The organism is Shewanella sp. 10N.261.52.F9, assembly GCF_041471165.1.
GTDB lineage: Bacteria > Pseudomonadota > Gammaproteobacteria > Enterobacterales > Shewanellaceae > Shewanella > Shewanella marinintestina.
In genome coordinates, this window is sequence record NZ_JBFRNX010000023.1 from 64,406 (window position 1) to 91,367 (window position 26,962).

General features: G+C 43.0%; 21 protein-coding genes and 1 riboswitch. Of the genes, 12 read left to right on the plus strand and 9 right to left on the minus strand.

Annotated elements, in window-relative coordinates; genetic code table 11:
• Positions 1-15 precede the first annotated feature (15 nt).
• The 3 genes from AB4298_RS14780 (at position 16) to AB4298_RS14790 (ending at position 3,370) form a co-directional block, all read left to right on the plus strand.
• Entirely contained in the window at positions 16-996 is a 981-nt protein-coding gene (locus tag AB4298_RS14780; RefSeq protein ID WP_371987296.1) for a hypothetical protein, read from the plus strand.
• On the plus strand, positions 986-1,936 hold the full coding sequence (locus AB4298_RS14785; RefSeq protein WP_371987297.1) for a PA3715 family protein: 951 nt from the start codon (positions 986-988) through the stop codon (positions 1,934-1,936). The genes AB4298_RS14780 and AB4298_RS14785 overlap by 11 nt, the downstream gene beginning before the upstream one ends.
• Positions 1,937-2,095: 159 nt before the next feature.
• Positions 2,096-3,370 (plus strand): hypothetical protein, encoded by a 1,275-nt coding sequence (locus AB4298_RS14790; RefSeq protein ID WP_371987299.1) that lies wholly within the window; start codon positions 2,096-2,098, stop codon positions 3,368-3,370.
• A gap of 411 nt (positions 3,371-3,781) precedes the next feature.
• On the opposite strand, the gene AB4298_RS14795 is transcribed toward AB4298_RS14790, so the two are convergent.
• The 5 genes from AB4298_RS14795 to AB4298_RS14815 form a co-directional block, all read right to left on the minus strand.
• The gene (locus tag AB4298_RS14795; RefSeq protein WP_371987300.1) at positions 3,782-4,249 is read right to left on the minus strand and encodes a GNAT family N-acetyltransferase; all 468 of its coding nucleotides are present in this window, start codon (positions 4,247-4,249) and stop codon (positions 3,782-3,784) included.
• A gap of 718 nt (positions 4,250-4,967) precedes the next feature.
• On the minus strand, positions 4,968-5,534 hold the full coding sequence (locus AB4298_RS14800) for a LemA family protein (RefSeq protein WP_371987301.1): 567 nt from the start codon (positions 5,532-5,534) through the stop codon (positions 4,968-4,970).
• 100 nt (positions 5,535-5,634) lie between these two features.
• A complete protein-coding gene (locus AB4298_RS14805; protein ID WP_371987303.1) occupies positions 5,635-6,897 on the minus strand; it encodes a DUF3137 domain-containing protein in 1,263 nt (420 codons plus the stop codon).
• Positions 6,884-8,224: a DUF3137 domain-containing protein gene (locus AB4298_RS14810; protein WP_371987304.1), complete on the minus strand. Its 1,341-nt coding sequence runs from the start codon at positions 8,222-8,224 to the stop codon at positions 6,884-6,886. Before AB4298_RS14810 ends, AB4298_RS14805 begins: the two co-directional genes overlap by 14 nt.
• 286 nt (positions 8,225-8,510) lie before the next feature.
• Entirely contained in the window at positions 8,511-9,089 is a 579-nt protein-coding gene (locus AB4298_RS14815; RefSeq protein WP_220783297.1) for a thymidine kinase, read from the minus strand.
• 379 nt (positions 9,090-9,468) lie between these two features.
• Here AB4298_RS14815 and AB4298_RS14820 point away from each other — a divergent pair, with 379 nt between their 5' ends.
• Positions 9,469-11,589 (plus strand): M3 family metallopeptidase, encoded by a 2,121-nt coding sequence (locus tag AB4298_RS14820; RefSeq protein WP_371987306.1) that lies wholly within the window; start codon positions 9,469-9,471, stop codon positions 11,587-11,589.
• A 236-nt stretch (positions 11,590-11,825) separates the two neighbouring features.
• On the opposite strand, the gene AB4298_RS14825 is transcribed toward AB4298_RS14820, so the two are convergent.
• From AB4298_RS14825 to AB4298_RS14835, 3 genes are all read right to left on the minus strand, one after another.
• Positions 11,826-13,406 (minus strand): Na+/H+ antiporter NhaC family protein, encoded by a 1,581-nt coding sequence (locus tag AB4298_RS14825; protein ID WP_371987307.1) that lies wholly within the window; start codon positions 13,404-13,406, stop codon positions 11,826-11,828.
• Between the two features lie 80 nt (positions 13,407-13,486).
• Positions 13,487-13,709, minus strand: a riboswitch (Lysine riboswitch).
• A gap of 206 nt (positions 13,710-13,915) precedes the next feature.
• Positions 13,916-14,839 carry an electron transfer flavoprotein subunit alpha/FixB family protein gene (locus AB4298_RS14830; protein ID WP_371987308.1) on the minus strand — a complete coding sequence of 308 codons (924 nt, stop codon included), beginning with the start codon at positions 14,837-14,839 and terminating at the stop codon, positions 13,916-13,918.
• Positions 14,839-15,588: an electron transfer flavoprotein subunit beta/FixA family protein gene (locus tag AB4298_RS14835; RefSeq protein ID WP_371987309.1), complete on the minus strand. Its 750-nt coding sequence runs from the start codon at positions 15,586-15,588 to the stop codon at positions 14,839-14,841. Before AB4298_RS14835 ends, AB4298_RS14830 begins: the two co-directional genes overlap by 1 nt.
• 356 nt (positions 15,589-15,944) lie before the next feature.
• Between AB4298_RS14835 and AB4298_RS14840 the strand changes: the two genes are divergently transcribed.
• The 8 genes from AB4298_RS14840 to AB4298_RS14875 all read left to right on the plus strand — a co-directional run bounded on the left by AB4298_RS14840 (position 15,945) and on the right by AB4298_RS14875 (position 26,193).
• Positions 15,945-16,337 carry an H-NS histone family protein gene (locus AB4298_RS14840; protein WP_248999608.1) on the plus strand — a complete coding sequence of 131 codons (393 nt, stop codon included), beginning with the start codon at positions 15,945-15,947 and terminating at the stop codon, positions 16,335-16,337.
• Between the two features lie 160 nt (positions 16,338-16,497).
• Positions 16,498-19,542, plus strand: coding sequence for an amidohydrolase family protein (locus AB4298_RS14845; RefSeq protein ID WP_371987310.1), 3,045 nt, complete (start codon positions 16,498-16,500; stop codon positions 19,540-19,542).
• The gene (locus AB4298_RS14850) at positions 19,542-20,912 is read left to right on the plus strand and encodes an amidohydrolase family protein (protein ID WP_371987311.1); all 1,371 of its coding nucleotides are present in this window, start codon (positions 19,542-19,544) and stop codon (positions 20,910-20,912) included. The genes AB4298_RS14845 and AB4298_RS14850 overlap by 1 nt, the downstream gene beginning before the upstream one ends.
• Before the next feature lie 122 nt (positions 20,913-21,034).
• Positions 21,035-21,415 (plus strand): Rcs stress response system protein RcsF, encoded by a 381-nt coding sequence (gene rcsF, locus AB4298_RS14855; protein WP_371987312.1) that lies wholly within the window; start codon positions 21,035-21,037, stop codon positions 21,413-21,415.
• Between the two features lie 30 nt (positions 21,416-21,445).
• Positions 21,446-22,195, plus strand: a complete 750-nt coding sequence (gene tsaA, locus AB4298_RS14860; RefSeq protein ID WP_371987314.1) for a tRNA (N6-threonylcarbamoyladenosine(37)-N6)-methyltransferase TrmO — start codon at positions 21,446-21,448, stop codon at positions 22,193-22,195.
• A 2-nt stretch (positions 22,196-22,197) separates the two neighbouring features.
• Positions 22,198-22,842: an acyltransferase gene (locus tag AB4298_RS14865; protein WP_371987316.1), complete on the plus strand. Its 645-nt coding sequence runs from the start codon at positions 22,198-22,200 to the stop codon at positions 22,840-22,842.
• A gap of 253 nt (positions 22,843-23,095) precedes the next feature.
• Positions 23,096-24,808, plus strand: coding sequence for a proline--tRNA ligase (locus AB4298_RS14870; protein ID WP_371987317.1), 1,713 nt, complete (start codon positions 23,096-23,098; stop codon positions 24,806-24,808).
• A 260-nt stretch (positions 24,809-25,068) separates the two neighbouring features.
• A complete protein-coding gene (locus AB4298_RS14875) occupies positions 25,069-26,193 on the plus strand; it encodes a patatin-like phospholipase family protein (RefSeq protein WP_248999614.1) in 1,125 nt (374 codons plus the stop codon).
• Between the two features lie 36 nt (positions 26,194-26,229).
• Here the strand turns inward: AB4298_RS14875 and AB4298_RS14880 are convergent, their stop codons facing one another.
• On the minus strand, positions 26,230-26,943 hold the full coding sequence (locus tag AB4298_RS14880) for an SGNH/GDSL hydrolase family protein (RefSeq protein WP_371987319.1): 714 nt from the start codon (positions 26,941-26,943) through the stop codon (positions 26,230-26,232).
• Between the last annotated feature and the right edge of the window lie 19 nt (positions 26,944-26,962).

A 26,962-nucleotide genomic window follows, 5' to 3' on the forward strand; every position in this document is an offset into this window, starting at 1 on the left:
AAGTTAATCGACCTTATGAATAAACCATTAATTATTTTTACCGCATTACTATTGGCTACTCTCTGTAGCGCCAATAGCTACGCACTCGGCAGCTTAAAAAAAGACACTTTTGAACAAGCGTTATATGAGCAACAAAAAGGTCAACAACAAGATTGTGGATTGAATCAATTAAACAGCGTGATCGATTTTGATTCCGCACTCCTCAGCAGAAAGCACGGTATTAGCGCGGCAACATACTATCCTGTGTGCTGGGTATTGCCGCATAATAAAGAGCAAGCGTTACTATCTTATTTCCAGCCCTACAAAGAAATCGAGCATAACTACACAAGCTATCTATGGCGAGTGATCATCGTTAACCGCTATAGTAATAAAGTTGAAGCACGCTATACGGGGATCATTAATGAAAGTAGCAACATCAAGGTGCATTCTGACACGAATAGTATCATCCACCGCGAGTACGCGCTAAACGACAATACGCCAGCAGTGGGTTTAATACTCGACCTCGTCAACTACGAAAATTCCCCACAAAGCCAGCAACATGGTGACTATCAAGCCTTTAAAACCAACCGCTTTATGACCTTATTTGTACAACAAGGTGATAAGTTACGCCCAGTACTGAAACACCTACCACTGGATTACGAAATTGAAGGCACAGATCTCGCTGGAAGTAACGGTGGCGTATACCTGCACTATGGCGTTGAAGGTGAAGTTGAGGTGTTACCAACAACTAGCCATGGCTACCATGATTTAAAGTTAATAACCCAAGGTCAGCAATACAGTACCGATGGCGAATACGATCAAGTAGAACCAATCAATTTTAACAGCGAGCTTAAATATGATGGCAAGCGTTATCCGTTTGTCACCGAGCGATTACCCTCCCCTGAGTTTTGGCAAATAAACCAAACTGGCGTCAATTTTTTAAGTGACAGCGACAATGAAAGCGCATCGAAAACAGATCCAAACAGCAGTCAATCGGAGAGCCAAAATGCTAACTAACAAGCCTTCAATAACCCCGTTCGGCTGCAGATTAACCGCGCTATTTAACAGCAGCCTTTTAACTTGCGCTATTTTGACTTGCACGCTAGCGTTTTCGCCAGCAAGTCATGCCAAGCAAGCGTGCAGCATAGATGCCCTGGAAGCAATGGAAAATGACAGTGGTGATGTTCGAGGGTTCAGCGCTGCTGTATGTAAGCAACTGCCGCACCAAGAACAATTTACCATGGGCGCATACTTACAATGGACAGGCGGAAGCTATGCAGGTGAAAGGCGTTACACCCTACGCACCGTCATAATGGACACTCAAACTCATGAGGTTATCGCTCGTCATACTGGCAGTTTATACGAGGGACCAGGATTAACCATTATTGCAGACTCGCTAGATAACAAAGAGCAAAATACGGCATCACAGTCACCTCTTTGGATTGATACCGCTAACTACAAGCTTAACAATGATACCCGCGCTCTGGGTGTACGAGTACAAGCGCAGCAACACCCTGAGGGCGCAACTGAGTATCAATCTGATTATTTGAATTTATTTGTTCATCAAGGCCGCTTTTTAATCCCAGTGGTAGAAAGACTGCCCCTTTACTATTGGAAAGTGTGGAAAAACGAGCCAAGTGGCTACCATGTTGCCAGAACACCTGAGGTCATTAAAAGTGAAACTAACGACAAAGCGGGTTTGACAAAGCGCTATATCGTTGAGAGCGGCAAAGGTGCGCTGCACATTGAGCCAAAACAATACAAAGGCTTTGCCGACCTTAAACTGCTCACTAAGACTAAGCTGTCAGGTGCTTTGCCCAAACGCACAGATGGTAGTCAAAGCCGTACCACCATTACCCATTTGCGGTTTAATGGTGAACGTTATTACATTCTAGAATCTAAATTTAGTGATAAAAGAGACTGGCAACACAGTGAGCGATGGTGGAAACCTAGGTAAAAGTTTAGTGCTACCACATTAAGTTCGAATTCAATAGCGGTGAATATTATTCCCCAAACGCCTGCTCATAGGCGTTTGGGCTGCAGTTACGATAGACAATAGAGCATAAACATTCGCTTGTAAAAATAAGAAAATAAGAAGTCTGTGACAAGGAGTTGCATGAGCCACAATACACAAGTAAAAGCCAATATTGAGCAGATAAAAGCTGATGTTGAAGCCACCACCAGCGAGGCGCAACTCATTGAAGTTGTCGAGTCGGTTAAGCATCATCCCGGCCCACTAGATTACAATGACAAGCTCCCTAGTTTACTAATGTGGTTACTGCTTGCATTTAGCAGCTATGGTATTTTAGTTAATTATGTCTACCCGCAATTTACCAGCGGTCTTACTCGTTTAGTGTTTGATGTTATTGAGAGCTCTGTCTATTGGCTACCGACAATCTCGGCTCCCTTTTTAGTCACTTCTCTCGAACGCCAAGGTAAACCTATACCGCTGTTTCGCTCCATAAGTCGCCCTTGGCTTAGAATGGCAGCCATAGCCGCCTGCCCCTTGCTCATCGCAAATATTTTTCCCCAATGGCATTTGGCTTATTGGTTCGTATTTGAAAAGCTCATTCAACTCATTAGCCTAGATGGACAAATCAAAATCCCGATTAACCTAGCGCTATTGGCTGGTGTTATTGTTCCTATCCTGTGGGTCTGGTTACGTGTGCGCAAACGTTGGCGCGAGCCAGTATCAGATCGCATCCACCATTTAGACATCCTCCACGACAACAATTTAACTCAGGTCAAGATAACGCCTGAAGCTAAATCCAAAGCACTTGAAGCTCAGTTCAAAGAGTTTCATCGGGGTAATCACCGCCGAACCATCGACGCCTTTTATGAAGGGCAATATCAAGGTAAAGCGCACAGTTTCCAGTTTAATCTGTATCACTTTCATTACGTAATTAAACGCAGACAAACCGATACTGACGCCAATGGTAAAACCACAAGACGCACAGTGTACGACCACTACCATCGTCACGGATTGTTATTTGATTTCCCCTACGTGAAAAGCGTTGCGCTCGATGCAGACGGCGTCCCCGCTATTAAAGGCACCAAATACAAAGATGCCTCCAACGCCTTTAATCAAAGTTATAAAACGGTTTGCCAACATAAAATGCAAGCCGCTAAATTGCTAAAACCCGCTACTGTAGAAAAGTTTCTGGAGCTAAAAGATGCATATCGCCGTTTAGTGTTTGAGGTGAACGCCAACGGCCAGTGCTGCCTAGCTATTGACGATGATGATTTACTTAAACTTAAGCGTCAATACGGATTGGCAACCCCTACAGAATTTGCCGAGGAACTAGCAGGTCGCAGTGAATTGAAAAAGTTAAATCATTTACTCGAAGCTGTAGAGCAACTCATGCGGCTCAGCGACAACAATTTTCGATGATGTATCGCTAAAACTCATCTCTCAGTGTTGCGCGGCACTGAGAGATGAACTCTTCATAAGTGATGTTCTGCTCTAAATGAAGTGTTGTTTCAAAGGTACAGCACAAATATCCATGGCAAACACCTTTTCAATCTTGGTGTTGGCATAACAAACTCCTCTATTTAGCCTGAACTAAAGCCTAGTAAAGGAAACCAGCATTCACAATTATGGGTATCTTAATTATTTGATCTCACGAGTTAATTAGCTAAAGTTCTCTAACTTATTTTTGGACAGAAATTGGTTAGAGTCAAAGCTCTTAAAGTGATGAATCTCATTAGGGAAAGTATGGAAAGCTACTATACGGTAACGCTCACGGCAGCGGCGCAGCTTTGCTGCGTCACGCCTGCCTGTACTTGTTAACTGAGTGACGTATCATTCATATCGGTTTATTACGAAACCATCTTTTTCATACGTCTCTGTATGGCAAAAGCCGAGCTTTAATAGCAGCTTATTTGAAGCTACGTTTTCTTCCACTACTTCTCCTATAATTTTTTTGAGGCCCAGCACTTCACGTGCGTAAGTAAGAACTGCGCCCACGGCTTCAGTTCCAAGACCCAGTCCCCAGTACTTGGGTAACATACGGTAGCCTATGTCAGGGCAACCAAGTTCTGGCTCATATTTTACGCCACAGAAACCTATTACCTTTTTGTCATCCTTGTGGACAAGGGCATAGCGGGCATAACCATACCTTTTGTATTCTGCCAGCCATACGTTTCTGATTATATTTTCAGCATCGGCCTTACTTTTTATGACGCCGGCGTCCCCAGTGAACTGCATAACATCAGAGCAAGTCGAGAACTCATAAACAGCATCAACGTCCTCCAATGTGAATTCTCGCATCTGAAGGCGATTTGTTTCGATAAGAATTGTGATAATGACACCTTTGAGTTCAGTTAACAGTATATTAGGCTGAATTCCGAATAAGAACGGTCTTAATAAGAACAGGTCGCCAATACTTTAATCACTCAAGACTAACAGCAAACCAGCTTGTTAACAATTAGTTACAGCATGGAGAGAACAGATTCCTTGTTTCTTTGCCTGAGTGAAACAAAGAACCTTCAAAATTGCATAAAGTGGAATGTTCACGCAGGAAGAAAAATCACTAGGCTCCGCCCTAAATGATAATTCCGAGGCAGGTCTTGTATCTTGCTCCCCACATTAGATTTTATAAGCCCAAAGCTTTAACTCTGCTATTTACCACTTTTAACAGTAAAAATGATTTTGGGGCAAAAATTAGTTACTGAACGTACAGACAACACCAATTCCCCATCGGAGTTACCGAGGTCATTGAAGAACAATCTCGTGATTGAGGCATGGATGCCGAAATAGCCTTAGGTGAGCCATGGACGGCGAATATGAGGCGATAGAGATTTTCGAAGATGAGTGAGGGAGACAACTCCGTTTGGGGCGTCATGGTGGATGCAAGGAGGATAAGGACGAACAGTCCTCCTTGCCCGGGTGTGGAATGGAATCCCACGACGTTTATCAGGCGCAGCTTGATTGCTTAAGTTCAGGCGCAGCCTGTTACCCTACGAGGGCTAAAGCCCAGACCAATGGGCTATAAATTAGGTTTATACTCAAACCCAGCTTGGGCTTCGCTATCGCTAAAGCTGGCGATTTTCTGCTTACGTACCAACATGCTGTTAATGAGCGAGCCAGGGAACATCTCAATCGCGTTATTAAAGTCTTCAACGTTGGCGTTGAAAATACGGATCGCTGCGCCAATTTGTTCTTGTTGCTCGCTAATTTCAGCCATTAACTTCATATATACATCAGACGCTTTCAGCTCGGGGTAAGCTTCAACAGTGACTTTAAGGCCTTGCATTAAATCTTGAGTGCGCTGCTCAGCGGCGGCAAGCTTTGCCGTGTCGACACCTGAACTCATTTCTGCAATGGCGCTACGTAGCTCAGTGACTTTCGTTAATACTTCAGACTCATGCAGCTTGTATTGCTCTACTAACTGCTCAACCATTGGAATGATCTTGTTCTTTTGGCGCTCTTGAGTCAGTACCGACGCCCATGCGCGATCAACCGCATTGTGTTTACCAATAATGCCGTTGTACAACATGATGATAGCGGCGACCACTACGGCAACAACAATTAAGCCTATTACTGAACTATCCATTTAACTTTCCTTTTTTATCTTCAATTTATCTTCAATTTAACCGGGGATCACTGGGCAAACTGTTTTGGGCTTTTGGCGATTAAGGGCTTTGGCCAACGATTTAAGCACTTGCCTTAAAATTGTTATCGCTATAGCGCATCACCTCGTGCACGATTTCGAGCATCTGTGTCATTTGCTTTAATTCAGTATGACCTGCTAACTCTTCAGCGAATGCTTTAGGGTTATTTAAACCGTTTACCCTTTTCACAGCTAGTAGGTCATCGGTTACTGCCAAGCACAACCTGCCTTGCTGGCTGAATTCGAATACTGGCTTTTTTAATTGTTTAGCAAACACCGCGAGCTTTTCTTCAACCGCTGGCGATAGTAAACGCGCAGCCGTCATCAGCTCGGTTGCATGGACTCGATATTGGCGATTAAACTCATTAGAGGCACTTTTATAGCGTTCACCTCGGCGCTTAATACCAAAGTCGTTGCTGATGCTCATGTCCTCTGCAAACGGAAAATCTAATAACACACCGTGGCGATAATAATGGTCCCTTACCGTGCGTGTAGTCGTTTTACCATTGGCGTCGGTCGTTGTTTCAGTGCGTTCTTCAACATAGTGAAAACGATAAAGCTGGTAGTCAAATTGATGTACTTCGCCTTGATAAGTACTTTTGTATAGACTTTCGATTTCGCGTAAATCGTTACCGCGCTTAAACTCTCTAAAACTAGCTTCTAGCTCTTTAGCGAGCTTTTTGCCATCAAACGGCACAGCCTCTAAGTTATTATTAAATAGAGCATCTTTTAAAAATATTTTATCTGATAACTTGTTACGCCACTTCATTCGGCCTCGTAGCCAAAACAGCATTAACACGCCAATCACGCCATTATGCGCCGCGAACCCTGAGCTCGGATACCACAAGCCTAAAAATGACGCCAGCGTATCGAAATACAGATCCCAGTACCAATATGGCCAAGCAGGAATAAGATTTAAGCTCGCACCGACTGCCGCCATTAACGCCATCCGGCCCCATATTGGGCCTGGAATAGGCAAGCGCTTGCCTTTATCCTCACAAAAACGCGTTATTGTGGCCAAGCACAACATTGGATACCAGAACACACTGTAGCCCAGTGCGCTTTTAAGAATGTGCATCACAAAATCAGGGACGACTAATCCCAACTCAAAAGCTATCGGCAACAAGGCGAAAAACAACGAAACTGCGCAGAAAAAACGATACCAATTATCCCGATAATCTAATGGGCCCTGATGGTGCTCGACTCTGCGCACTAATGCTATCAAGTCCTCTTGGCTTTTTGCTGCCTCAACATCGTTGCGGATCGCAGCGATATTGCGAGTGACTTGAGCGTTATAGGCTAACATGAGCATTGTTCTCCGAGTTTTTTATTTGCGTTAATGGGTTTAAATTGACACTTTCTTTAGGATTACGAACAAAATTGTTATCAGATAAACGCATAAGCTCATGGACTGCTGCAAGCAATTTTTGCACCCGCTTTAACTCGGTATGGCCGGCAATTTCTTGATAAAATTCATCTGGCTTTGCCAGTGAATGTTTACGTTTTTCAATAATCAGCTTACTGGTAGAGGCAATACACAAACGGCCATCTGGCGCGATCTCAACCATAGGTGAAATAAAGTTGCGATTAAGGTCAAGTAACGTTTCTATCATTGCAGGCGTTAAAAAGCGTGCCGCGGTGAGTTTATCGCAGGCCTGTACTCGATAAATGTCATTAAATGCATTTGACTCTGTTTGATACTTTTCAGCATAAACCGAGTCTTTAAGCTTTACCTCGTCTTCAGCATCTAGGCACAAACCGTTAGCGAATGGAAAATCGAGCAACATACCGTAACGGTCCCGATGTTCATGAACGGTTTTGGTTTTATAACCGCCATTACCATCTGAACTGGTTTGAGTGCGCTTTATCGTATATTGAAAGTGATAAAGCTTATAGTTAAAGCTGTGCTGCTCACCTTGATATTGCCCGGCAAACATTTGCTCAATATCACGCGTGCCACTACCGCGACGAAACTCTGCAAACTGCTTTACAAGTGCATCTAGTTTGTCTTCGGGTGCAGGCTTAGTTTGTTTTAAGCCATTATTAAATAGCGCGTCACAGAGGAATATTTTATCGGAAAGATGTTTACGCCAATTAGCTCGATAATCTAACCATACCCAGGTGATTGAACTGGTGATGATCAGAATAAACCACAACGCAAACTGCTGGTTGTCAATCTCTCCAACACTAATGACATAGCCAAAAATACGCAGCGCAGTCCAATAGGCTTCTGGCCATTCAGGTACATATATTGTCACCAGAGCCATTGCTGCCACCAGCAGTGTAAAGCTGACTACCATCGGGACAGGCAGCCATCCGCGCTCGTGGCAAAAACTGGCTAATAATGTACTCAGCGCGACAGGAAGCCAATAGCAAGAGTCATCGATCACTAACTTAGCTAAAGGCTCTACTTGTTGATACCAGAGGCGCATAAAGATGAAAAAGATACACAAGACACAAGCGCTGATCAGTAACCACTTAACAGAGTGCGTTATCTTATCGCGATAATCTAATGGTCCCGGATGGTGTTTAACTTGAGTGATAACCTCGAGCAGGTCATCTTGAGAGGTAGCGGCATCAACATCACTGCGCAGCTTGGCAATATGTTGTGCAACTTTTTGGTTATGCTGCATTGAAAATCCTTGTACAACCACAGGCAAAGACGGGTAAAACAAGTGAGGCATTATGCAGAAAAACAGCTAAAAATACAGCGGTTTAAGTCACTATTTACAAAGTAGAATCAATATAAGTATTTTATAAAATATAAAACGCTTTATAACGGGCTTTAAAGGTTAGTAAGGACTCACATTGTTTTTTATTGCTTGCTGATTATTCAATATGAGTAATACTAATCAGCGATGAACCATAAAAAAAGCCAACACTGATAAGTATTGGCTTTTAAATTCTTAGGGAAAAATACTAATCCCAGATAAATTCTCTGAAATGCTTACGACACACTGACTCGTAGCTTTCGTTACCACCAATCGCTACCTGCTCACCTTCACGCATTGGCTTACCATTACCATCAAGACGCACCACCATATTAGCTTTACGGCCACAGTGACAAATGGTTTTTAGCTCTACCAGTTTATCCGCCCAAGCAAGTAAATACTGACTACCCGTAAATAATTCACCTTGAAAGTCTGTTTTCAGACCATAACAAAGTACTGGTATATCAAGTACATCAACCACGTAAGTTAATTGCTTAACTTGCTCTTTGCTTAGAAACTGGGATTCGTCAATCAAGATACAGTGCAGTGCTTGCTCTGCAAGACTCGCGCGCACCATTTCAGTGAGGTTGTCGTTGCTACCAAACACTTGTGCGTCGGTTTCAATACCGATACGCGATGCGACTTTACCTACACCATAACGATCGTCAATTGAGGCCGTCATGACTAAGGTATTCATGCCGCGTTCACGATAGTTATAAGAAGACTGTAATAACGAAGTTGATTTACCCGCATTCATTGCTGAGTAATAGAAATAGAGCTGCGCCAAACTAAAATCCTTAAAGGTGAGTTCGGCGCTAGTTTAGCATTAATCTGGTAAAAAAATCATATTAACGAAACAGGACATTCGTTCAAATCACAAAATTTATGCTCAGCTTTATTTCCCCACAAACCTCTTGATAAGAAGGTGAGTTTAGTGAGTCATTCTTTGCTTTTTAACTGAACAGCTTATTTTAACTAGTTTTCCTCCACCAGCACTATGAAAGTCCACAAATGGCAAGGGCTATGACTAGAAGGAAATATGTGACAAACACAACAAAACCAACTCATAACTCTGCACAAAGCTACAAAATGAATCACATTAAGACACGTTTAATACCAAAGTATTAAATTAAAAACACAATTATAATAAAGGAAGTCGAAAATCTATGCATAAGTCACTTATTGCTGCAGCAATTGCTGCAACATTAACCCTGAGTGGGTGTTCTACAACACCTACAGAAAGCAGTCATTCTGTTATGGTCCAAGCGCAAAATCCATTCTTACAAGCAAGTATTTTGCAATATCAAGCACCTGATTTTACTAAAATCAAAGATGAGCACTTTCAGCCAGCTTTAACTTTGGGCATGCAGGCGCAATATCAACAGATCCTCGATATTGCTAACAACTCACAAGCGCCTACATTTGCTAACACCATTGTTGCAATGGAAAAAAGTGGTGAGCTACTCAACCGAACTTCGAAGGTGTTTTACAACCTAGCCGGTACTGATAGCAATCCCACACTGCGTAAAATTCAAAGCGAAATGGCGCCAAAAATGGCGGCTCACTCAGACAATATTAATTTAAACCCAGAACTATTTAAGCGTATAGAAACCCTATATCAGCAAAGAGATAGCTTAAATTTGTCGTCTGAAGAGAATCGCTTAGTTGAGGTTTACTACAAACGTTTTGTACGTGCGGGTGCCAAACTAACTGAAGATCAAAAGCAACAGATCCGTGTGCTTAATGAAGAGCAGTCAACGCTAACTAACGAGTTTGCACAGCGCTTAATGCGCTTAACCAAAGAGATTGCGATAATTGTTGATTCAAAAGCTCAGTTAGCCGGTTTATCGGAGGCTGCTATCAATGCTGCTGCTACTAACGGTCACGCAGGTAAGTATCAACTAAACATTACCAATACCACACGTCAGCCAGTACTAACTCAGCTGCAAGACAGAGAGTTGCGTCAGCAGATCTGGCAAGCATCGGCAGAGCGTGGGCTTAAAGGTAAAAATGAAACCGCTTCATTGGTTGCCAGACTTGCACAACTGCGTGCCGAACGTGCCGAGTTACTTGGTTATAAAAACTGGGCTGAATATCGCCTAGAGCCACAAATGGCTAAAACGCCTGAAGCCGTATACAAGATGTTTGGCTCTATGGTGCCAGCGGTGATTAAAAACACCGAAAAAGAAGCGGCTGATATCCAAGCGATGATCAACCAAACTGGTGGCGACTTTGAGCTAGCGCCGTGGGATTGGGCGTATTACGCTGAACTTGTACGTCAAGAAAAATACGACTTAGATGAAAGTGCAATTACGCCGTACTTTGAATTTGACCGTGTACTAGAAGATGGTGTGTTCTTCACCTTACAAGCGCTATATGGTGTGACGCTTAAACCACGCCCAGATCTGCCAGTTTACCATGAAGATGTAAAAGCCTACGAAATGTTCGATGAAGATGGCAGCAGCATGGCTATTTTCTACGCCGATTACTTCTCACGTGAAGGTAAGCGTGGTGGCGCGTGGATGAGTTCATTTGTGGCCCAATCTGAGTTATTAAACAACAAGCCTGTTGTGATTAACGTAATGAACATTAAAAAAGCGCCAGCTGGTGAGCCAACATTTGTTAGCTACGATGAAGTCACCACTATGTTCCATGAAATGGGCCACGGTACTCACGGCATGTTCTCAAAAGTGAAATACCCAACACTGTCAGGCACATCAGTATCACGCGACTTTGTTGAGTTCCCATCAACCTTTGAAGAAGATTGGGCTGCGCACCCTAAAGTGTTAGCCAACTACGCCAAGCACTATGAAACTGGTGAGCCTATTCCAAAAGAGCTACTTGAAAAGCTATTAAAATCACGCAGCTTTAACCAAGGTTTTGACACCTTAGAGTATATGTCAGCAGCCCTATTGGATCTTGAGTGGCACACACTTAAGGCCGGTAGCCCACTGCAAGATGTTGCTAGCTTTGAAGCGGCTGCACTTAAAAAGCACGGCGTCAATCTACCAGCAGTACCGCCACGTTATAAGTCAACTTACTTTGCCCATGCGTTCCCAGGTGGTTACTCAGCAAGTTACTACGCCTACATGTGGAGTGAAATTCTAGCAGCTGATGCGTTTGCTTACGTACAAACTCAAGGCGGGCTTGACCGTGAAATCGGTATGAAGTTTAGAAAAACCATTCGCGAAGTGGGCAACACAGTGGCACCTATGGATGCTTACAAAGCCTTTAGAGGCCAAGAGCCAACAACTGAAGCACTGCTAGAGCGTCGTGGCTTAAACTAACGTTAGAGCGTCGTGGCTTAATCTAATCCGGCTCAAGGTTAGTCTGCAATAAGCAGAGCGAGTGTTAACGCTAAAGCTTAAAATGAAAGCTCCCTAATCTGGGAGCTTTTTTTATATCTAATGATTCCTAGCTTTCCTTAGCAAAAATTTCAGCCAATAAAAAACCGCTCGATAAAGAGCGGTTTTAATTATCTTTGGAATTAGCCTTTAATCACTAAGCCAATGATAATGTCGCCTTACTGCTTACATGCTGCATCAGGCGAACAGGCTTTAATGCGTAGCACAATAATACTAATCACGAACAATACGCTACAAGCAACCAGACCTGCAGTAACAGACTCAGTGAAACCTAATACTAGATAACCCACCATGCTGATCCCTGCAACAATCAACGCGTAAGGCAGCTGTGTCATTACGTGGTCAATGTGATGACAGTTAGCACCTGTTGACGACAAAATCGTAGTATCTGAAATCGGTGAACAATGGTCACCAAATACCGCACCAGCAAGCACTGATGCAAGCATTGGTAGCATCATGCCGGTGTGACTACCCATCGCCATATCTGCTGCAATTGGCAACATGATACCGAAGGTACCCCAGCTAGTGCCGGTTGAGAAAGCGGTTAAACCTGCAAGAATAAACAACACAGCAGGTAACATCGCAAATGGAATATTACCGGTTGCTAGGCTTGCCATGTACTTACCTGTTTCTAGTTGACCAATCACACCTGCGATTGTCCAAGCAAAAAGTAAGATATAGATAGCAGGTAGCATCGACTTAGCGCCTTCAAACAGGCCTTTTGCGATCATCGATTTAGCAACGCCTTGGTAAATAACTAGCGCTAGTGTTACCGCTAATCCAATTGCAGCACCAAAGAATAGTGATGAACCGACGTCGGTATTTTCGAAAGCACCAATCAAGCTAAACTCAGCACCTTTTGCTGCTAATGCATCACCGCCGCTACTAACCATAAAGTAGAAAGTAGCAAACACAAGTACTGTGATCGGTAGGAATAAGCCCATGATCTTACCTGTATCCGCTTCTGGTAAGTCTGAGTTAGCTCCAGGTGGCAAACCTTTAGACTCGTCATAAAGCTCACCTTTTTGCGCTCTTAACTCATGTTGACGCATAGGACCAATGTCAAGACCCATTAAGGCAACACAAAGCAATAATAGCAGTGCAAAAATCGCGTAGAAGTTCATTGGGATCATCTGCACGAACACACTTAAGTGGCCGGTATCAGTAAAACCATGAGCAGTTAAGATGCCGCCAATCAAAGCGATAATGTATGCTCCCCAGCTTGATACAGGTGAGATAACACAAATCGGTGCGGCAGTTGAGTCCAGCAAATAAGCCAGTTTACTGCGTGAAATGTAGTATCTGTCAGTAAGTGGTCTTGCCACACTACCTACAACTAAACTATTGAAGTAATCATCAATAAATACCACACAACCTAAAAACATAGTTAATAGTTTGGCGTCGCGTTTATTACGAATATGAGTACGAGCCCAGTCAGCAAAAGCTCTCGCTGAACCACTTACGGTGATTAGCGCAGTGATCATTCCTAGTAATACTAAGAAGCCAAGAATATAGAGGTTCCAGCTGTTAAAAGCTCCATCATCCCATACTAGAGCTGACACTTTTTCTCCAAGATATTGTGCTGTTTGCATGGCAGAAAAATCGGTAAGCAATAAAGCTCCCAATAAAATGCCCACACCTAAGGAGAGTAAAACACGACGCGTTAACATCGCCAGTACGATTGCGACTACCGGAGGTAGTAGCGATAAAGCCGAATCGGCATAGCTTATAATTGTCATTTTTTTAATTTCTTCGCTAAATACGAATGGAGGCCGACTGAACTGGTGGGATATAGCAATAGATATCTGATTACACCTGTCCTATCAGTAGCGCTCCATAGCCATATTAATGGTTCGTCATTAATATAAAAATCTCTTATCTTCCAGATAAGAGATACTATGGCAGTGCTGTCCCTATTTGGTCACAGCCCCAGCAACAAGCCCCGATATGCTATGTCACTTCGGCATCAAATCCTTTCTCGATAGATCAGCGGAATCACCCTACTTATCGATACTGATATTTAATGCACCTCTACTTCTCAGGACGCAATTTAAGACTAGCTCAAAAAGCGTGACGGACATAAAAACATAAGCGGCTTTAGAGATGCTACCCTAAAGCCGCTTATCGTGACACAGATCACACACAATACCAAATAACACCTACACTGGTTAACACAAATAAAACCGTATATTCACAACCGACTTGAGATTGCTGTTAACCGCGTTATCGGTATGACCGCGCGAATCGATTAAAGTTGAGCCAGTAATTGTGGTACAGCTTCAAACAGATCAGCTTCAAGACCGTAGTCTGCCACCTGGAAAATAGGTGCTTCAGGATCTTTGTTTATCGCCACAATCACTTTAGAATCTTTCATACCTGCAAGATGTTGAATAGCACCAGAAATACCTACCGCTATATACAAATCAGGTGCAACAATCTTACCCGTTTGACCAACTTGTAAATCGTTTGGCACATAACCGGCATCAACTGCAGCACGAGACGCGCCCAATGCACCACCGAGTTTGTCAGCTAGTTGCTCTAAAATACCGAAGTTTTCGCTGTTACCTAATGCACGACCGCCAGATACCACTACCGATGCGCTACCCAATTCTGGACGCTCTGACTCTGTTAAGCTTTGCTCAACAAATTCAACTTGTGGCGAAATATCTTGTGAAAGCGTAACTAACTCTGCACTACCATCTGTTGCGACGGCATCAAAAGCGCTTGAACGTATTGTCATCACTTTCTTGTCATCTAAGCTTTGCACAGTCGCTAATGCGTTACCCGCATAAACTGGACGAACAAATGTATCGCTACTCACCACTTCAATGACTTCAGATAACTGAGATACATCAAGTAACGCTGCAACACGCGGCAGTACATCTTTACCAAAGCTAGAAGCTGCAGCTAAAACATGCTCGTAATCAGCAGCAATAGCCAACATAAGGTCTGATACGTTTTCAGCAAGATGATTAGCGTAAGATGCAGAGTCAGCGACTAAAACATTACGTACTCCATTTAGTTTTTGTGCTTCTGTGGCTACTGCAGCGCAGTCGTGACCAACAACTAATACATCAATGTCACCACCAATCGCTTGGCCACAAGCCACAACTTTAGCGGTATCGAGTTTTAAGCTAACGTTATCGTGTTCTGCTAATACTAAAATCGCCATTAGATCACCTTCGCTTCATTTTTTAACTTTTCAACTAGCTCTTCAACAGAACCCACCATAATGCCACCGCTGCGTTCTGCTGGCGGAGCCACTTTAATAATGTTTTGATGAGATTTAAGTGTTACGTCAAAATCAGTAGGCGTTAACGACTCAAGTGGCTTGCGCTTAGCTTTCATAATATTAGGTAGCTTGGCATAGCGAGGCTCGTTCAAACGTAGATCTGCAGTAACTACCGCAGGCAGTGATAAGTTAACTGTTTGCAGGCCGCCATCTATTTCACGCGTAACGACTAACTTGTCGCCATCGAGCTTTACTTCAGAAGCAAAAGTTGCCTGAGGCATTTTAGCGATAGCTGCAAGCATTTGCCCGGTTTGGTTATTGTCACCATCAATAGACTGCTTACCTAAGATAACCAGTTGCGCTTGCTCTTTTTGTTGTACAGCATGAATCAACTTAGCGATTGAAAGAGGCACTAAATCTTCGTCAGTTTCAATATGGATAGCGCGATCAGCGCCCAATGCTAATGCCGTTCTTAATTGCTCTTGTGACGCTTTAGGTCCAATACTTAATACCACAATTTCAGAGGCGCTTCCGGCTTCCTTTAAACGAACGGCTTCTTCAACAGCGATTTCACAAAATGGGTTAATCGCCATTTTCAAGTTTGCGGTATCAACACCGGTATTGTCAGCGTTAACTCTGACCTTTACGTTGGCATCGACGACACGTTTAACTGGCACCAATACTTTCATAGGGCTTCCTTCTTACGTCTCTTATAATGATTGGGATTAAGCAACCTAACAGCAATATATTACCAAGCTGCGATTACCAAAATTAAGCTCACTTTACGTGCTGTTAACGTTAACGTCAACTAGGTTTCAAACACCTGTTCATTCAGGTTGACACTACATAACATTTGCTTGAATTAAACAGCTATAAAACATTTATTAACCGACCATATTCGTTCTGTTATTCAATTTAACTAATAAAGGTTTTAAATAATGAATATGTATAATTCCAAAATAATATTTGATCCTCAGACAAATAGTTTCTATTATTTACGCAATTAATGTTATTCCCTCTTATTCTTAATCGGACCTAAATAATTATGAGCGATTTTCTTGAAATATTGACGCACGGCCGTCGCTTTAAAGCTGCAGTAAAAGAGTTATCACTTAATGATTTAAAAGAACTAGCAGTTAAGTTAGATAAAATTATTGAAGAAAAAGCTTCTCAGCAAGCAGAAGAACAAGAAGCAATGGCAGAACGTAATGCTAAGATCGAAGAGATCCGTAAGCAAATGGAAGCAATTGGTTTATCTGTAGATGATATTGGTGGTGCTGCAGTTAAAGCTGCTCCTAAAAAGCGTGCTCCACGCCCAGCTAAATACCAAATTGAAGTTGAAGGCGAAATGGTTCAATGGACTGGTCAAGGCCGTATGCCAACAGTATTTAAGAACCAGCTTGAACAAGGCCGTACTATGGAAGACTTCTTGATCTAACTTCAAGTCGACCTATTTATAAAAGCCTCGCTATTTGCGAGGCTTTTTCGTTTATAAGTTAAAATTTCACACCGATAGTTACAAATACTACTTAGTCTTTGCCAATAAGTTAGGGTACCCTGCTTGTATCCCTGTTTATCTAACAATAATAAGTAGAAGAATGCGTAAACATACAATCAAAACTCCTCTCGCTTTACTTAGCTTGTTATGCTCGCCAGCCCTACTTGCTAATGAGCAACTAACCGATAACACGCCAAGACTCACAGCCCTAAGTCATGCCACTCTGATGCTATCTCCTGGAGAAGTCGTAGAGAACGCTACCTTATTGATAGAGAATAATAAAATTAAGGCTATTGTTAAAAATAATGATGTGCCTGAAGATGCGTATATTATTGATTTAAGTGGCCATACTGTTTATCCCGGCTTTATTGATCCCTTTACTGATTATGCTATTGAGTATGAAAGGGAAGTAGAATCAACATCTGGCCCTGTTTATGAAATAAAGCGTATTGGTGGCAATGCCAGCAATGGCGCAATACATTCTGAAATGCAATGGTTTAATTATGTCTATCCAGATAAAGAACAAGCAAAAAAATGGATAGATAATGGCTTTACCAGTGTACAGTCTAGTTATTTAGACGGCATATTTCGTGGCCAAGGTGTTGCATTATCTTTAGCTGATAAAAAAGCAAATGACATTATTTATAAAGCCCAGACAAGTCAGTTTATGGCTTTTAACAAAGGAGCTTCAATTCAAGATTATCCGCAGTCATTAATGGGGAGTATGGCATTAATTAGACAAACCTTCTCAGATGCTAAATGGTATAACGAAAATAAGAATAAAAAGTCAATTTCTAGCAATATAGTTGAATTTAATATTGCCTTTGAAAGATTAGCTGATGCTAAAAAGCAGACATTCATTTTTGAAACAAAAAATTTGAATAACCAGCTACGAGCAGCAAAGCTATTAAATGAGCATGAATATAATGGCAGTCTTATTGGTAATGGTAGCGAATACACCAGACTTAACGAATTAAAGTCTTACCCTTTTAGCCTTATTCTACCGCTTAATTATCCTGCAGCGCCGGATATTACCGATGGCGATAGTGAGCGCGAAGTCAGTCTATCTTCTTTAAGGCATTGGGAGCGAGCACCAAGTAATTTGGCTATGGTTGCCGATGCTGAGATCCCATTTGCGTTAACTCAGCATGGGATTGACGCTGATAAGTTTTGGCCTAGGCTAAAATTAGCGGTTACTCGTGGTTTATCACAAGAGGCGGCACTAGCTGCGTTAACTACAGATGCAGCTGAAATATCAGGTGTTGAACATATCGCAGGCAAACTAAAATCAGGTTATATGGCCGATTTGGTTATTACCGACGGTAATATCTTTAAAGACGGTAAAATTGTCAGCATGTGGTTACAAGGTAAGGAGCAGCAAGTTGTTAACCGAGACCGCTCGCTGTTAGATACCCCTTACCAAATACAAATTGGTGAGCTAAATTTTGACTTAGCTATTGAGCAATCACCTAAGCTAAGTGGCACATTGTCAAGCGGCGAACAAGATATTAGCCTAGCAAACCTAGACTACCAGTCGGGCCGCCTCACCTTTAGCGCTAATCTATCAGAAGCTGGGATAGAGGGAGTTAGTCGCTTTACTTTATGGCTAGATAAACAGGGAGTTAGAGGCCGATTACTCAATGCCAATAACCAAACTCTACCTTTTGGTGGTATTAAACTAGAGCCTATTGCGACATCAGATGCCGCTAATGATAAGGCACTTGAAAACGTAAATCTGATTTCTAAGCAAACCTCACCAAATGTCGCCTATGGTTTAAGTGCACAACCTAAGCTAGACAAAGTGCATATTAAAAACGCCACTATTTGGACGTCAGATAAAAGTGGAGTACTAGCCAACAGCGACTTAATTATTTCTAAGGGGAAAATTGAAGAAATAGGACAAGATCTTAAAACCCCTTCAGGTTACAGCGCTATTGATGCAACGGGTAAACATGTTACTGCTGGAATTATCGATGAGCATTCACATATTGCATTAAATGGTGGCACCAATGAAGGCACCGATGCCATTACCTCAGAAGTGCGCATTGGCGATGTTATCAACCCTGATGATATTGCTATCTATCGCAGCCTTGCCGGTGGCGTGACCACCGCGCAGTTATTACATGGCAGCGCGAACCCAATTGGTGGTCAAGCACAAACCATTCAACTTAAATGGGGTGATACCGCAGAACAGATGAAGTTCGAAGGTGCGCCAGCCAGCATTAAATTTGCACTTGGTGAAAACGTTAAGCAAAGTAACTGGGGAGATGACTACACCCGCCGCTTCCCGCAAAGCCGCATTGGCGTGAAATCACTCTTTAGTGAAGCCTTTAATGAAGCCCTTGCTTATCGCAAAGCCCAAGTTAACTATAAGAAAATGCGTTCAAGCGAACGCAGGCGCACCGTAGCACCACAATACAATTACCGTTTAGAAGCGATAGCCGAAGTGCTAGAACAAACTCGTGATGTGCATATTCACTCTTATGTGCAATCTGAGATCTTAATGTTCTTGCGGTTAGCTGAAGCTTATAACTTCAAAGCAGGTACCTTTACCCATATTCTTGAAGGTTACAAGGTTGCTGATGAAATGGCTAAGCATGGCGCCTATGCCTCGACCTTTTCTGATTGGTGGGCCTATAAATTTGAGGTATACGATGCGATTCCTCAAAATACCTGTCTAATGCAAGACAAAGGCGTATTAACCAGTATTAACTCAGATGATTACGAGATGCAGCGTCGTCTTAATCAGGAAGCTGCGAAGTCGATGATGTATTGCGGCATGTCGGCAGAAGATGCTTGGAAGATGATCACCATTAACCCAGCTATTCAACTTGGCATTGCAGACAAAGTCGGCTCACTCGTTGAAGGTAAACAAGCCGACATTGTACTTTGGGACAATCAACCACTTTCAGTTTACGCAAAAGTTGATTCAACTTGGATTAGTGGCCGCCGCTACTTTGATCGTGAACAAGATAAAATCGCTCAAATCCAAGTTGCTAAGGAGCGCGCAGCTTTGATCCAAAAGGTGTTACTTAGCGATGACGCCCATAAGCAAGGCGAAACCCCAATCGACTTAACTGAGCCTGAATGGCACTGTGACACCCACTTCAATGCATGGCAGCAGTCAGCGACAGGAGCACTGTAATGAGTATTAACATCTCTTTGAAGCGTACTGCTTTTAAACCTATAACTATAAGCAAAGCAATTGCCCTACTTGGTCTCCCTTTATGTTTTATGGCTAATGGCCATGACATGTTGCCTGCCAAGGTGCAAACTCAGCCAATATTATTTACTAACGCTACTGTGCATACGGTAACAAATGGAGTGATGCAAGACAGTGATGTGCTGATTGCTGATGGTAAAGTGATCGCTGTAGCGCAAGATATTGATGCCGCTTCTGCAGGCATAACATCAACAACACCGCAAAAAACGGACTATTCGGAGTTACTAGATAACGCTCAAGTGGTCGATGCCAGTGGTAAGCATCTGTATCCGGGACTTATTGCACTTGATACCACCATGGGTTTAGTTGAAGTAGAAATGATGCGCCCAAGTAATGATGCTTATGAAGTGGGTTTTATCAATCCCCAATTAGAAGCCATTAGCGCCTTTAACCCAGATTCCGAAATTATTCCGACAGTCAGAGTTAACGGTATAACCCATGCTCAAGTTGTGCCGCAAGGAGATGGTTTAGCGGGGCAATCGGCACTGGTTGCTATGGATAGTTGGACTATTGAAGATGCTTTAGTTGCATCTAACAAACAGTTCCATCTGTATTGGCCACATGTTCGTTGGTTGTCCAAAGATGCTGATAAACGTAAAGAACAGCTTGCGGATCTAGACCGCCGAGTAGAGCATGTTTTCAACGCCTTTGCGGATGGTCAACGTTATTTACTGGCTAAGCAAGCCGGTAAAATCAACAAAATCGATCTTCGCTGGCAAGCTCTTGCCCCGCTTTATGAAGGTAACGGCCAATTGTTTATTCATGCGCAGTCGCAACAGCAAATAGAACAAGCAATTGCTTTAGCCAAACAATACAGTTTTAACATCGTTATTGTTGGCGGTTACGATGCTTGGCGCGTAGCTGATGCATTGGCAGAAGTGAATGCCAAAGTAATCTACAACCAAACGCTTGCCTTACCAAAGCGCAAAGATGAGCCCATTGATTTGGCCTTTAAAATCCCAGCTCTACTGAAGCAAGCACAAGTGCCTTTTGCCATTGGTTTTTCATCTGACTGGAATAGCCGTAATTTGCCCTTTGCCGCAGGGCAAAGTGTGGCTTATGGTTTAACAAAGCAAGAAGCGCTGCAAAGCATAACCTTAGATGCTGCAAAAGTTCTTGATATTGACGATATGGGCGCCATCGCTCCGGGTTTTAAGGCTAATATCATCTTAGCAACGGGGGATATATTAGATCCTATGCAAGCAGGTATCGAATCTATCTATATTGATGGCCGCAAAATTGATTTGAATAATCGTCATCAACAGCTTTATCAAAAGTATCTAAAGCGCTAGAATTTCCAACTTATAGCGCAATAAAAAATAAACCCTTTAAAAAGTGCTCTTAATGAGCACTTTTTTATTTAACGTTTTCAACGACTGCTCCTCAACCAATACAATAATACAGGCCAGCGATAATGAAATATTTACTACCATCAGCTTTACTTTTAGTGCTCAGCGGCTGTGCCGGTGACTATACCTTTAACAGTAACTTAGATAGCGATGCTATTAACGACTACTTTAAAGCGTCTGATGTGACAGTGTATGAAGGCGCATTACAACCTGTAGGCCCTTTTGAAGTAAAAGGCTTAGTTGAAGGGGAAACCTGTCAGGTTTCAGAAAATGATGCCCCTGCATCAATTGTTGAAGCTCGCACTATTGCTCGCCGTGCCGCAGCAGATAAACAAGCCAATGGGCTCGTTATCAAAAACTGCTTGCTGATTGAGGAAGCCACTCAAAACTGTGTTAGCCGCGCTTTATGCGTAGGCCAAGCAATTGTCACTACCAACCAAAAGTAATCATATTTACTTATTTTAGAAGTAACCTAAATGTCTTTTAACAGTCAGATCCAAGCCGTGGCTTATTGCCGCACGCCATATAAACAAAAATTTGGTATTCCAAGACAACCCGGTCTTGTTAGTGCCGCTCGCGGTTTTGTTGAGCTAGCACCACCATTTAACCAAATTGATGCTGTTAGAGGCCTAGAGCAATACTCACACTTATGGTTACTTTTCTGTTTTCATGAAAATTTAGCCGCTGGATGGAAAACCACTGTGCGCCCACCAAGGCTTGGCGGTAATGAAAAGCTTGGCGTGTTTGCTACCCGCTCAACATTCAGGCCCAACGGTATTGGTCAGTCAGTGGTTAAGTTGCACGCAGTGCATTCCCATAATGGTAAAGTCAGCCTTGAGATCTCTGGCATGGACTTGCTCGATGGCACGCCAATTATTGATATTAAACCTTATATTCCCTTTTCGGATTCGATTGAGAATGCTCAAGGGGGCATTGCCCAAGAAGCGCCAGTGTTAGCCAATGTATACTTTAATGAGCAAGCGCAAATTCAGCTTGAAAAGTATCAGCAAAATCCTGCTTACCCGCGCCTTGCAGAATTGATTGAAGGCGTTTTAGCGCAAGATCCCCGTCCGGCTTATAAAAAGGCCAAAGCCGATCCTAAGCTATACCAAGTGGCACTGTACGATTTGGATATCCTCTGGATTGTTACGGATGCAGGTATAAAGGTTATTGAGTTAAGAGCATCAACCATTAACCAAAAACTAGCTTCACAGGCGCATGACTAACGATGTCAGAATCAAACGCGCCAGCTAATTTAATGCCAAAGCCTGACTACCGCACTCAACATAAAAAGCGCTTGTCTTATATGCCTTGGCTGTATTTCTCGCTAAAAGATAAACACCTTGAGTGGGCAAAGCCTTGGCAAGATGAAGTTCAAGCGCATTTTAGTGCGGTTGAAACCGTCAGTATTGGCGAGCGCTCCTTTGTTGCCCCTGAAGCAAATCTATTTGCCGAGCCGGGCCGCAATATCATTATCGGCGCGCAGTGTATGATTGGCGCTGACAGCTTTTTACATGGGCCGATAACCTTAGGCAATGAAGTAGCGATAAATCATGGCTGCTCCCTTGATGGTGGTCGTCACGGTATCAGCATAGGTAATCAAACTCGGATTGCTAACAATGTCACCATTTATGCCTTTAACCATGGTATGGCGCCTGACACGCCAATCTACCAGCAAGCTTCAAACTCTAAAGGCGTAGTGATTGGTGAAGACGTATGGATTGGCGCCCAAGCAGGTATTGTAGATGGCGTCACCATAGGTAATCATGCGGTTATTGGTATGGGCGCTATCGTGACTAAAGATGTAGCTGATTATGCCATCGTTGCCGGCAACCCTGCCCGTGTCATAGGCGATAGACGCGATAAAAACTAGGCGAAGATCAGCTTAGTTGATGGATATTCAACTTAAGCCCCCCCTAAATTAGTACTTTAATGTTGAATATCTCCACTTTTATAAAAGCTTCCCCCGAACTATTTAGTATACAAAATCAACCTTATTGACCTTACAAAAGCTCTTAGCACTCTGCCAAAGCCAATAAAATCGATTAATTCCCTAAATACCTAGGTGACAGAACCTCTACAAGTGATAAAATAGCGCCCATTCAACTCAAATTTGGACACCGGTAATGCGCGTAAGCAAGTACCTGCTATCAACTCAAAAAGAAACTCCTGCAAACGCAGAAGTCGTTAGTCATCAGTTAATGTTACGTGCGGGTATGATCCGTCGTAACGCATCAGGCTTATACAGCTGGTTGCCGACAGGTTTACGTGTACTACGTAAAATCGAAGCGATTGTTCGTGAAGAAATGAACAAAGCGGGCTCGGTTGAAATTCTAATGCCTATGGTTCAGCCTGCCGATCTTTGGGTTGAAACAGGCCGTTTTGAAAAGTTTGGTCCTGAGCTACTTCGTTTCCAAGACCGTCACAACCGTGATTTCGTACTTGGTCCAACTCACGAAGAAGTGATCACTGATATCGTGCGTAAAGAGGTTAACTCATACAAGCAGTTACCGCTTAACCTATACCAAATTCAAACCAAATTCCGTGACGAAGTTCGTCCACGTTTTGGTGTAATGCGTTCACGTGAATTCTTGATGAAAGATGCTTATTCTTTCCATATCGATCAAGAAACCATGAATGAAACTTACGAAGCGATGTTCCAAGCTTATTGCAACATCCTAGAACGTTTAGGTTTAGCATTCCGTCCAGTTATGGCTGATACCGGTTCTATCGGTGGTAGCTTGTCGCACGAATTCCACGTGTTAGCTAACAGTGGTGAAGACTTAATTGCTTACTCTACTGAAAGCGATTACGCGGCAAACATTGAAAAATGTGAAGCACCAATGCCGACTGAAACTCGTCAAGCCGCTACTAGCGAAATGACGTTAGTCGATACGCCAAACGCTAAAACAATTGCAGAGCTTGTTGAACAACACGGTATTGCGATTGAGAAAACAGTTAAGACTCTTATCGTTAAAGGTTCGACTGAAGAAGCGCCATTAGTGGCTATCGTTATTCGTGGTGACCACGAGCTTAACGAAGTAAAAGCTGAAAAAATTGACGCTGTCTTAGCGCCATTTGAATTTGCTGATGAAGCGGCTATTCGTGATGCTGTAGGTGCTGGTACAGGTTCTATCGGTCCTGTAGGCCTAAACATGCCTGTATTTGTTGATCACAGCGTTAGCATCATGAGCGACTTTGGCGCGGGTGCAAACGAAGATGGTAAGCACTATTTCGGTATCAACTGGGAGCGTGACCTTCCAGAAGCGGCAGCATTCGACCTACGTAACATTATCGAAGGTGAGCCTAGCCCATGTGGTAAAGGCACGATTGCACTACTTCGCGGTATCGAAGTGGGTCATATCTTCCAGTTAGGCACTAACTACTCAGAAGCAATGAACGCTAACGTACTTGACCAAAACGGCAAGTCTCAGACACTACTTATGGGTTGTTACGGCGTAGGCGTAAGCCGCATGGTTGCTGCTGCAATTGAGCAGAACAACGATGACCGCGGTATTATCTGGCCAGAAGCGATTGCACCGTTCACTGTTGGTATTTTGCCAATGAACATGCACAAGTCGCACCGCGTTAAAGATATCGCAGAGCAGCTATACCAAGACCTAAATGATGCAGGCATCGAAGTGATGTTTGATGATCGTAAAGAGCGTCCAGGTGTAATGTTTGCCGATATGGAGCTTATCGGTATTCCACATGTAGTGGTTATTGGTGACCGTAATATCGATAACGGCATGTTCGAATATAAGAACCGTCGTACTGGTGAAAAGCAAGATATCCCACTAGACCAAATCGTTGAGTTCTTAAAAGCACAACAAGCCTAATCGCCAACGACCTTTTATCGCGAGCGTTAGCTCGATAATTTAGAAACGCCGATGCTAAACACATCGGCGTTTTTTTATGCCTCTAATTAACCCCCCCCTATTAATCCCACTTTCTGCCGAGTATTTACCAGCTATTGCTCAGTATAAATTAATCAATAATTTTACGCTTTTTCTTGAACAAGCCTGCCGAGTCACATATGCTGAAATTAACAACAATATTATAAATACGTTTTATTTTTCAAACGATAAGGAGCGTCGAATTGCCAGAAAAAACGGCGTTAGTACTTGGCGGTGGTGGAGCGCGAGCAGCCTATCAAATAGGGGTGCTAAAAGCGATTGTGCAATTTTACCCACGTAACCATGGTATTCCATTTAAAATTGTCTGTGGCACTTCTGCTGGCGCAATCAATGCTACATCTTTAGCAACTCACGCTTCATGTTTTCATCTTGGAGTGAGAAAACTTGAGTGGGTTTGGCGACATATCCACGCTAAAAAAGTCTACCATGCATCGATTGGCGGCGTATTAAAACACTTGAGTAAAATGGGTTTAAAAGGCCTACAAAGTAATGGTGTATCCAATACCGCTGGCAGCCTGTTTAATAGCGCTCCTCTGCGAGATCTACTCAATAATCTAATCAGTTTTGAGCGAATTGACCGCAACATCAATAGCGGCGCATTAGAAGCCGTAAGCTTAGACACCTCTTGTTATAATAACTCTCGTTCAGTTACCTTTTTTCAGGCTAATGCCCATATTGATAACTGGCAAAGAGCAAGGCGTCATGGCGTGCGCACTCGGCTTAATACCGACCACCTTTTGGCAAGCTCTGCGATCCCAATGGTGTTTCCCTCGATTAGACTTAATCAAGAGTACTACGGGGATGGTTCAGTGCATCAGTTGGCACCACTTAGCGGCCCTATCCATCTTGGCGCTGACAAAATCATGGTTATTAACCTTGAGAGCCCGCATAAGGTTAAAGCCAAAGAATTAGAACATCACCCAAAAACTGCAACCATTGCAGGCCACCTTCTCGACACCATATTTTCTGACACCTTAAATAGCGACTTAGAAAGGTTGGAGCGTATCAACAACACATTAGAGTTGATCCCTGAACAAAGCCGTAAAGGCTTACCTTTGAAGAATATAGAGACCTTAGTGATTAAGCCAAGCGAGGATTTAAGTGCAATGGCGTCTCGTTACTTTGAAGATATGCCTTTCGCCATCAAAATGATGCTTAGAGCACTTGGCATCAATCAGCACTCAGACTCGAGTATCGTTTCTTACCTGCTGTTTGAGCAAGGCTACTGCAGTGCATTAATCGAACTGGGATATGAAGATGCGATGTGTCAGATTGACGATATTAAACAGTTTTTCGATATTCGTTAAGATTTTATTTAACGAGGTCAAACAAGTAATAGCGCTTTAATTCAAGCTCTTAATAATCACCTCTGCTGCGCTTTTTCCCCAGTCTTGATATATGGCTTGTCCCGGATGAAAGCCATCTTTTGCCATAGCGCTGGCATCAAGTTGATGGCCAAAATCAAGCAAGGTAAAGCAGCTATTTTCTGCAGCTAACTTTTCTAGATAACGATTAAACTCATTGCTTCGCTTACCTAAAAACCAGCGCAGTGGCTGTGGTAAAACCGGAAAATCTCCCATAGGCGGGACACGTGTTAACACTAACCTTTGACAGTTTGCTTTAGTTGCAATCAATTCAATCAATACTTTTTGCTGCTTAATCCAGCGCTTTACGGACAAAGGACTTAATACATCATTAACGCCAAGCGAAACTATCACTACATCAAACCGCAATGACGGGGTTACGCTCAGTAACTGATCCAACATGCACGTTACTTTTTCAGTGTTGCTACCAGATTTAGCCAACAACTGCCAATTTACTTGGTATTGGCGAGCAAGCTCTTTGACCACAACGCCTGTAAGTGCCTCTGATTGTTGAGCCACTCCGACACCTGCTGCGGCTGAATCACCTAAAACCAAAACTGATAATGCACTGCCATCACCTGAAACACCGATACGCTCGCCAGCGGCCTCTGGTAGTCTTGGGGTATTTTGTTTGACTCTTTTGCCCTGTAAAAACAGCCAAGGCGCCAAAATGATAAAAACCAAATAATGCATTCTCTCTCCTTGAGCATTT

Bases quoted from the DNA above. Each gene is read 5' to 3' on its own strand.
- AB4298_RS14845 (WP_371987310.1), top strand. From the start codon at position 16,498: ATGCGTAAACATACAATCAAAACTCCTCTCGCTTTACTTAGCTTGTTA.
- AB4298_RS14790 (WP_371987299.1), top strand. From the start codon at position 2,096: ATGAGCCACAATACACAAGTAAAAGCCAATATTGAGCAGATAAAAGCT.
- AB4298_RS14785 (WP_371987297.1), top strand. From the start codon at position 986: ATGCTAACTAACAAGCCTTCAATAACCCCGTTCGGCTGCAGATTAACC.
- AB4298_RS14780 (WP_371987296.1), top strand. From the start codon at position 16: ATGAATAAACCATTAATTATTTTTACCGCATTACTATTGGCTACTCTC.
- AB4298_RS14805 (WP_371987303.1), bottom strand. From the start codon at position 6,897: ATGTTAGCCTATAACGCTCAAGTCACTCGCAATATCGCTGCGATCCGC.
- AB4298_RS14850 (WP_371987311.1), top strand. From the start codon at position 19,542: ATGAGTATTAACATCTCTTTGAAGCGTACTGCTTTTAAACCTATAACT.
- AB4298_RS14825 (WP_371987307.1), bottom strand. From the start codon at position 13,406: ATGACAATTATAAGCTATGCCGATTCGGCTTTATCGCTACTACCTCCG.
- AB4298_RS14835 (WP_371987309.1), bottom strand. From the start codon at position 15,588: ATGAAAGTATTGGTGCCAGTTAAACGTGTCGTCGATGCCAACGTAAAG.
- AB4298_RS14840 (WP_248999608.1), top strand. From the start codon at position 15,945: ATGAGCGATTTTCTTGAAATATTGACGCACGGCCGTCGCTTTAAAGCT.
- AB4298_RS14880 (WP_371987319.1), bottom strand. From the start codon at position 26,943: ATGCATTATTTGGTTTTTATCATTTTGGCGCCTTGGCTGTTTTTACAG.
- tsaA (WP_371987314.1), top strand. From the start codon at position 21,446: ATGTCTTTTAACAGTCAGATCCAAGCCGTGGCTTATTGCCGCACGCCA.
- AB4298_RS14865 (WP_371987316.1), top strand. From the start codon at position 22,198: ATGTCAGAATCAAACGCGCCAGCTAATTTAATGCCAAAGCCTGACTAC.
- AB4298_RS14870 (WP_371987317.1), top strand. From the start codon at position 23,096: ATGCGCGTAAGCAAGTACCTGCTATCAACTCAAAAAGAAACTCCTGCA.
- AB4298_RS14820 (WP_371987306.1), top strand. From the start codon at position 9,469: ATGCATAAGTCACTTATTGCTGCAGCAATTGCTGCAACATTAACCCTG.
- AB4298_RS14795 (WP_371987300.1), bottom strand. From the start codon at position 4,249: ATGCGAGAATTCACATTGGAGGACGTTGATGCTGTTTATGAGTTCTCG.
- rcsF (WP_371987312.1), top strand. From the start codon at position 21,035: ATGAAATATTTACTACCATCAGCTTTACTTTTAGTGCTCAGCGGCTGT.
- AB4298_RS14810 (WP_371987304.1), bottom strand. From the start codon at position 8,224: ATGCAGCATAACCAAAAAGTTGCACAACATATTGCCAAGCTGCGCAGT.
- AB4298_RS14830 (WP_371987308.1), bottom strand. From the start codon at position 14,839: ATGGCGATTTTAGTATTAGCAGAACACGATAACGTTAGCTTAAAACTC.
- AB4298_RS14800 (WP_371987301.1), bottom strand. From the start codon at position 5,534: ATGGATAGTTCAGTAATAGGCTTAATTGTTGTTGCCGTAGTGGTCGCC.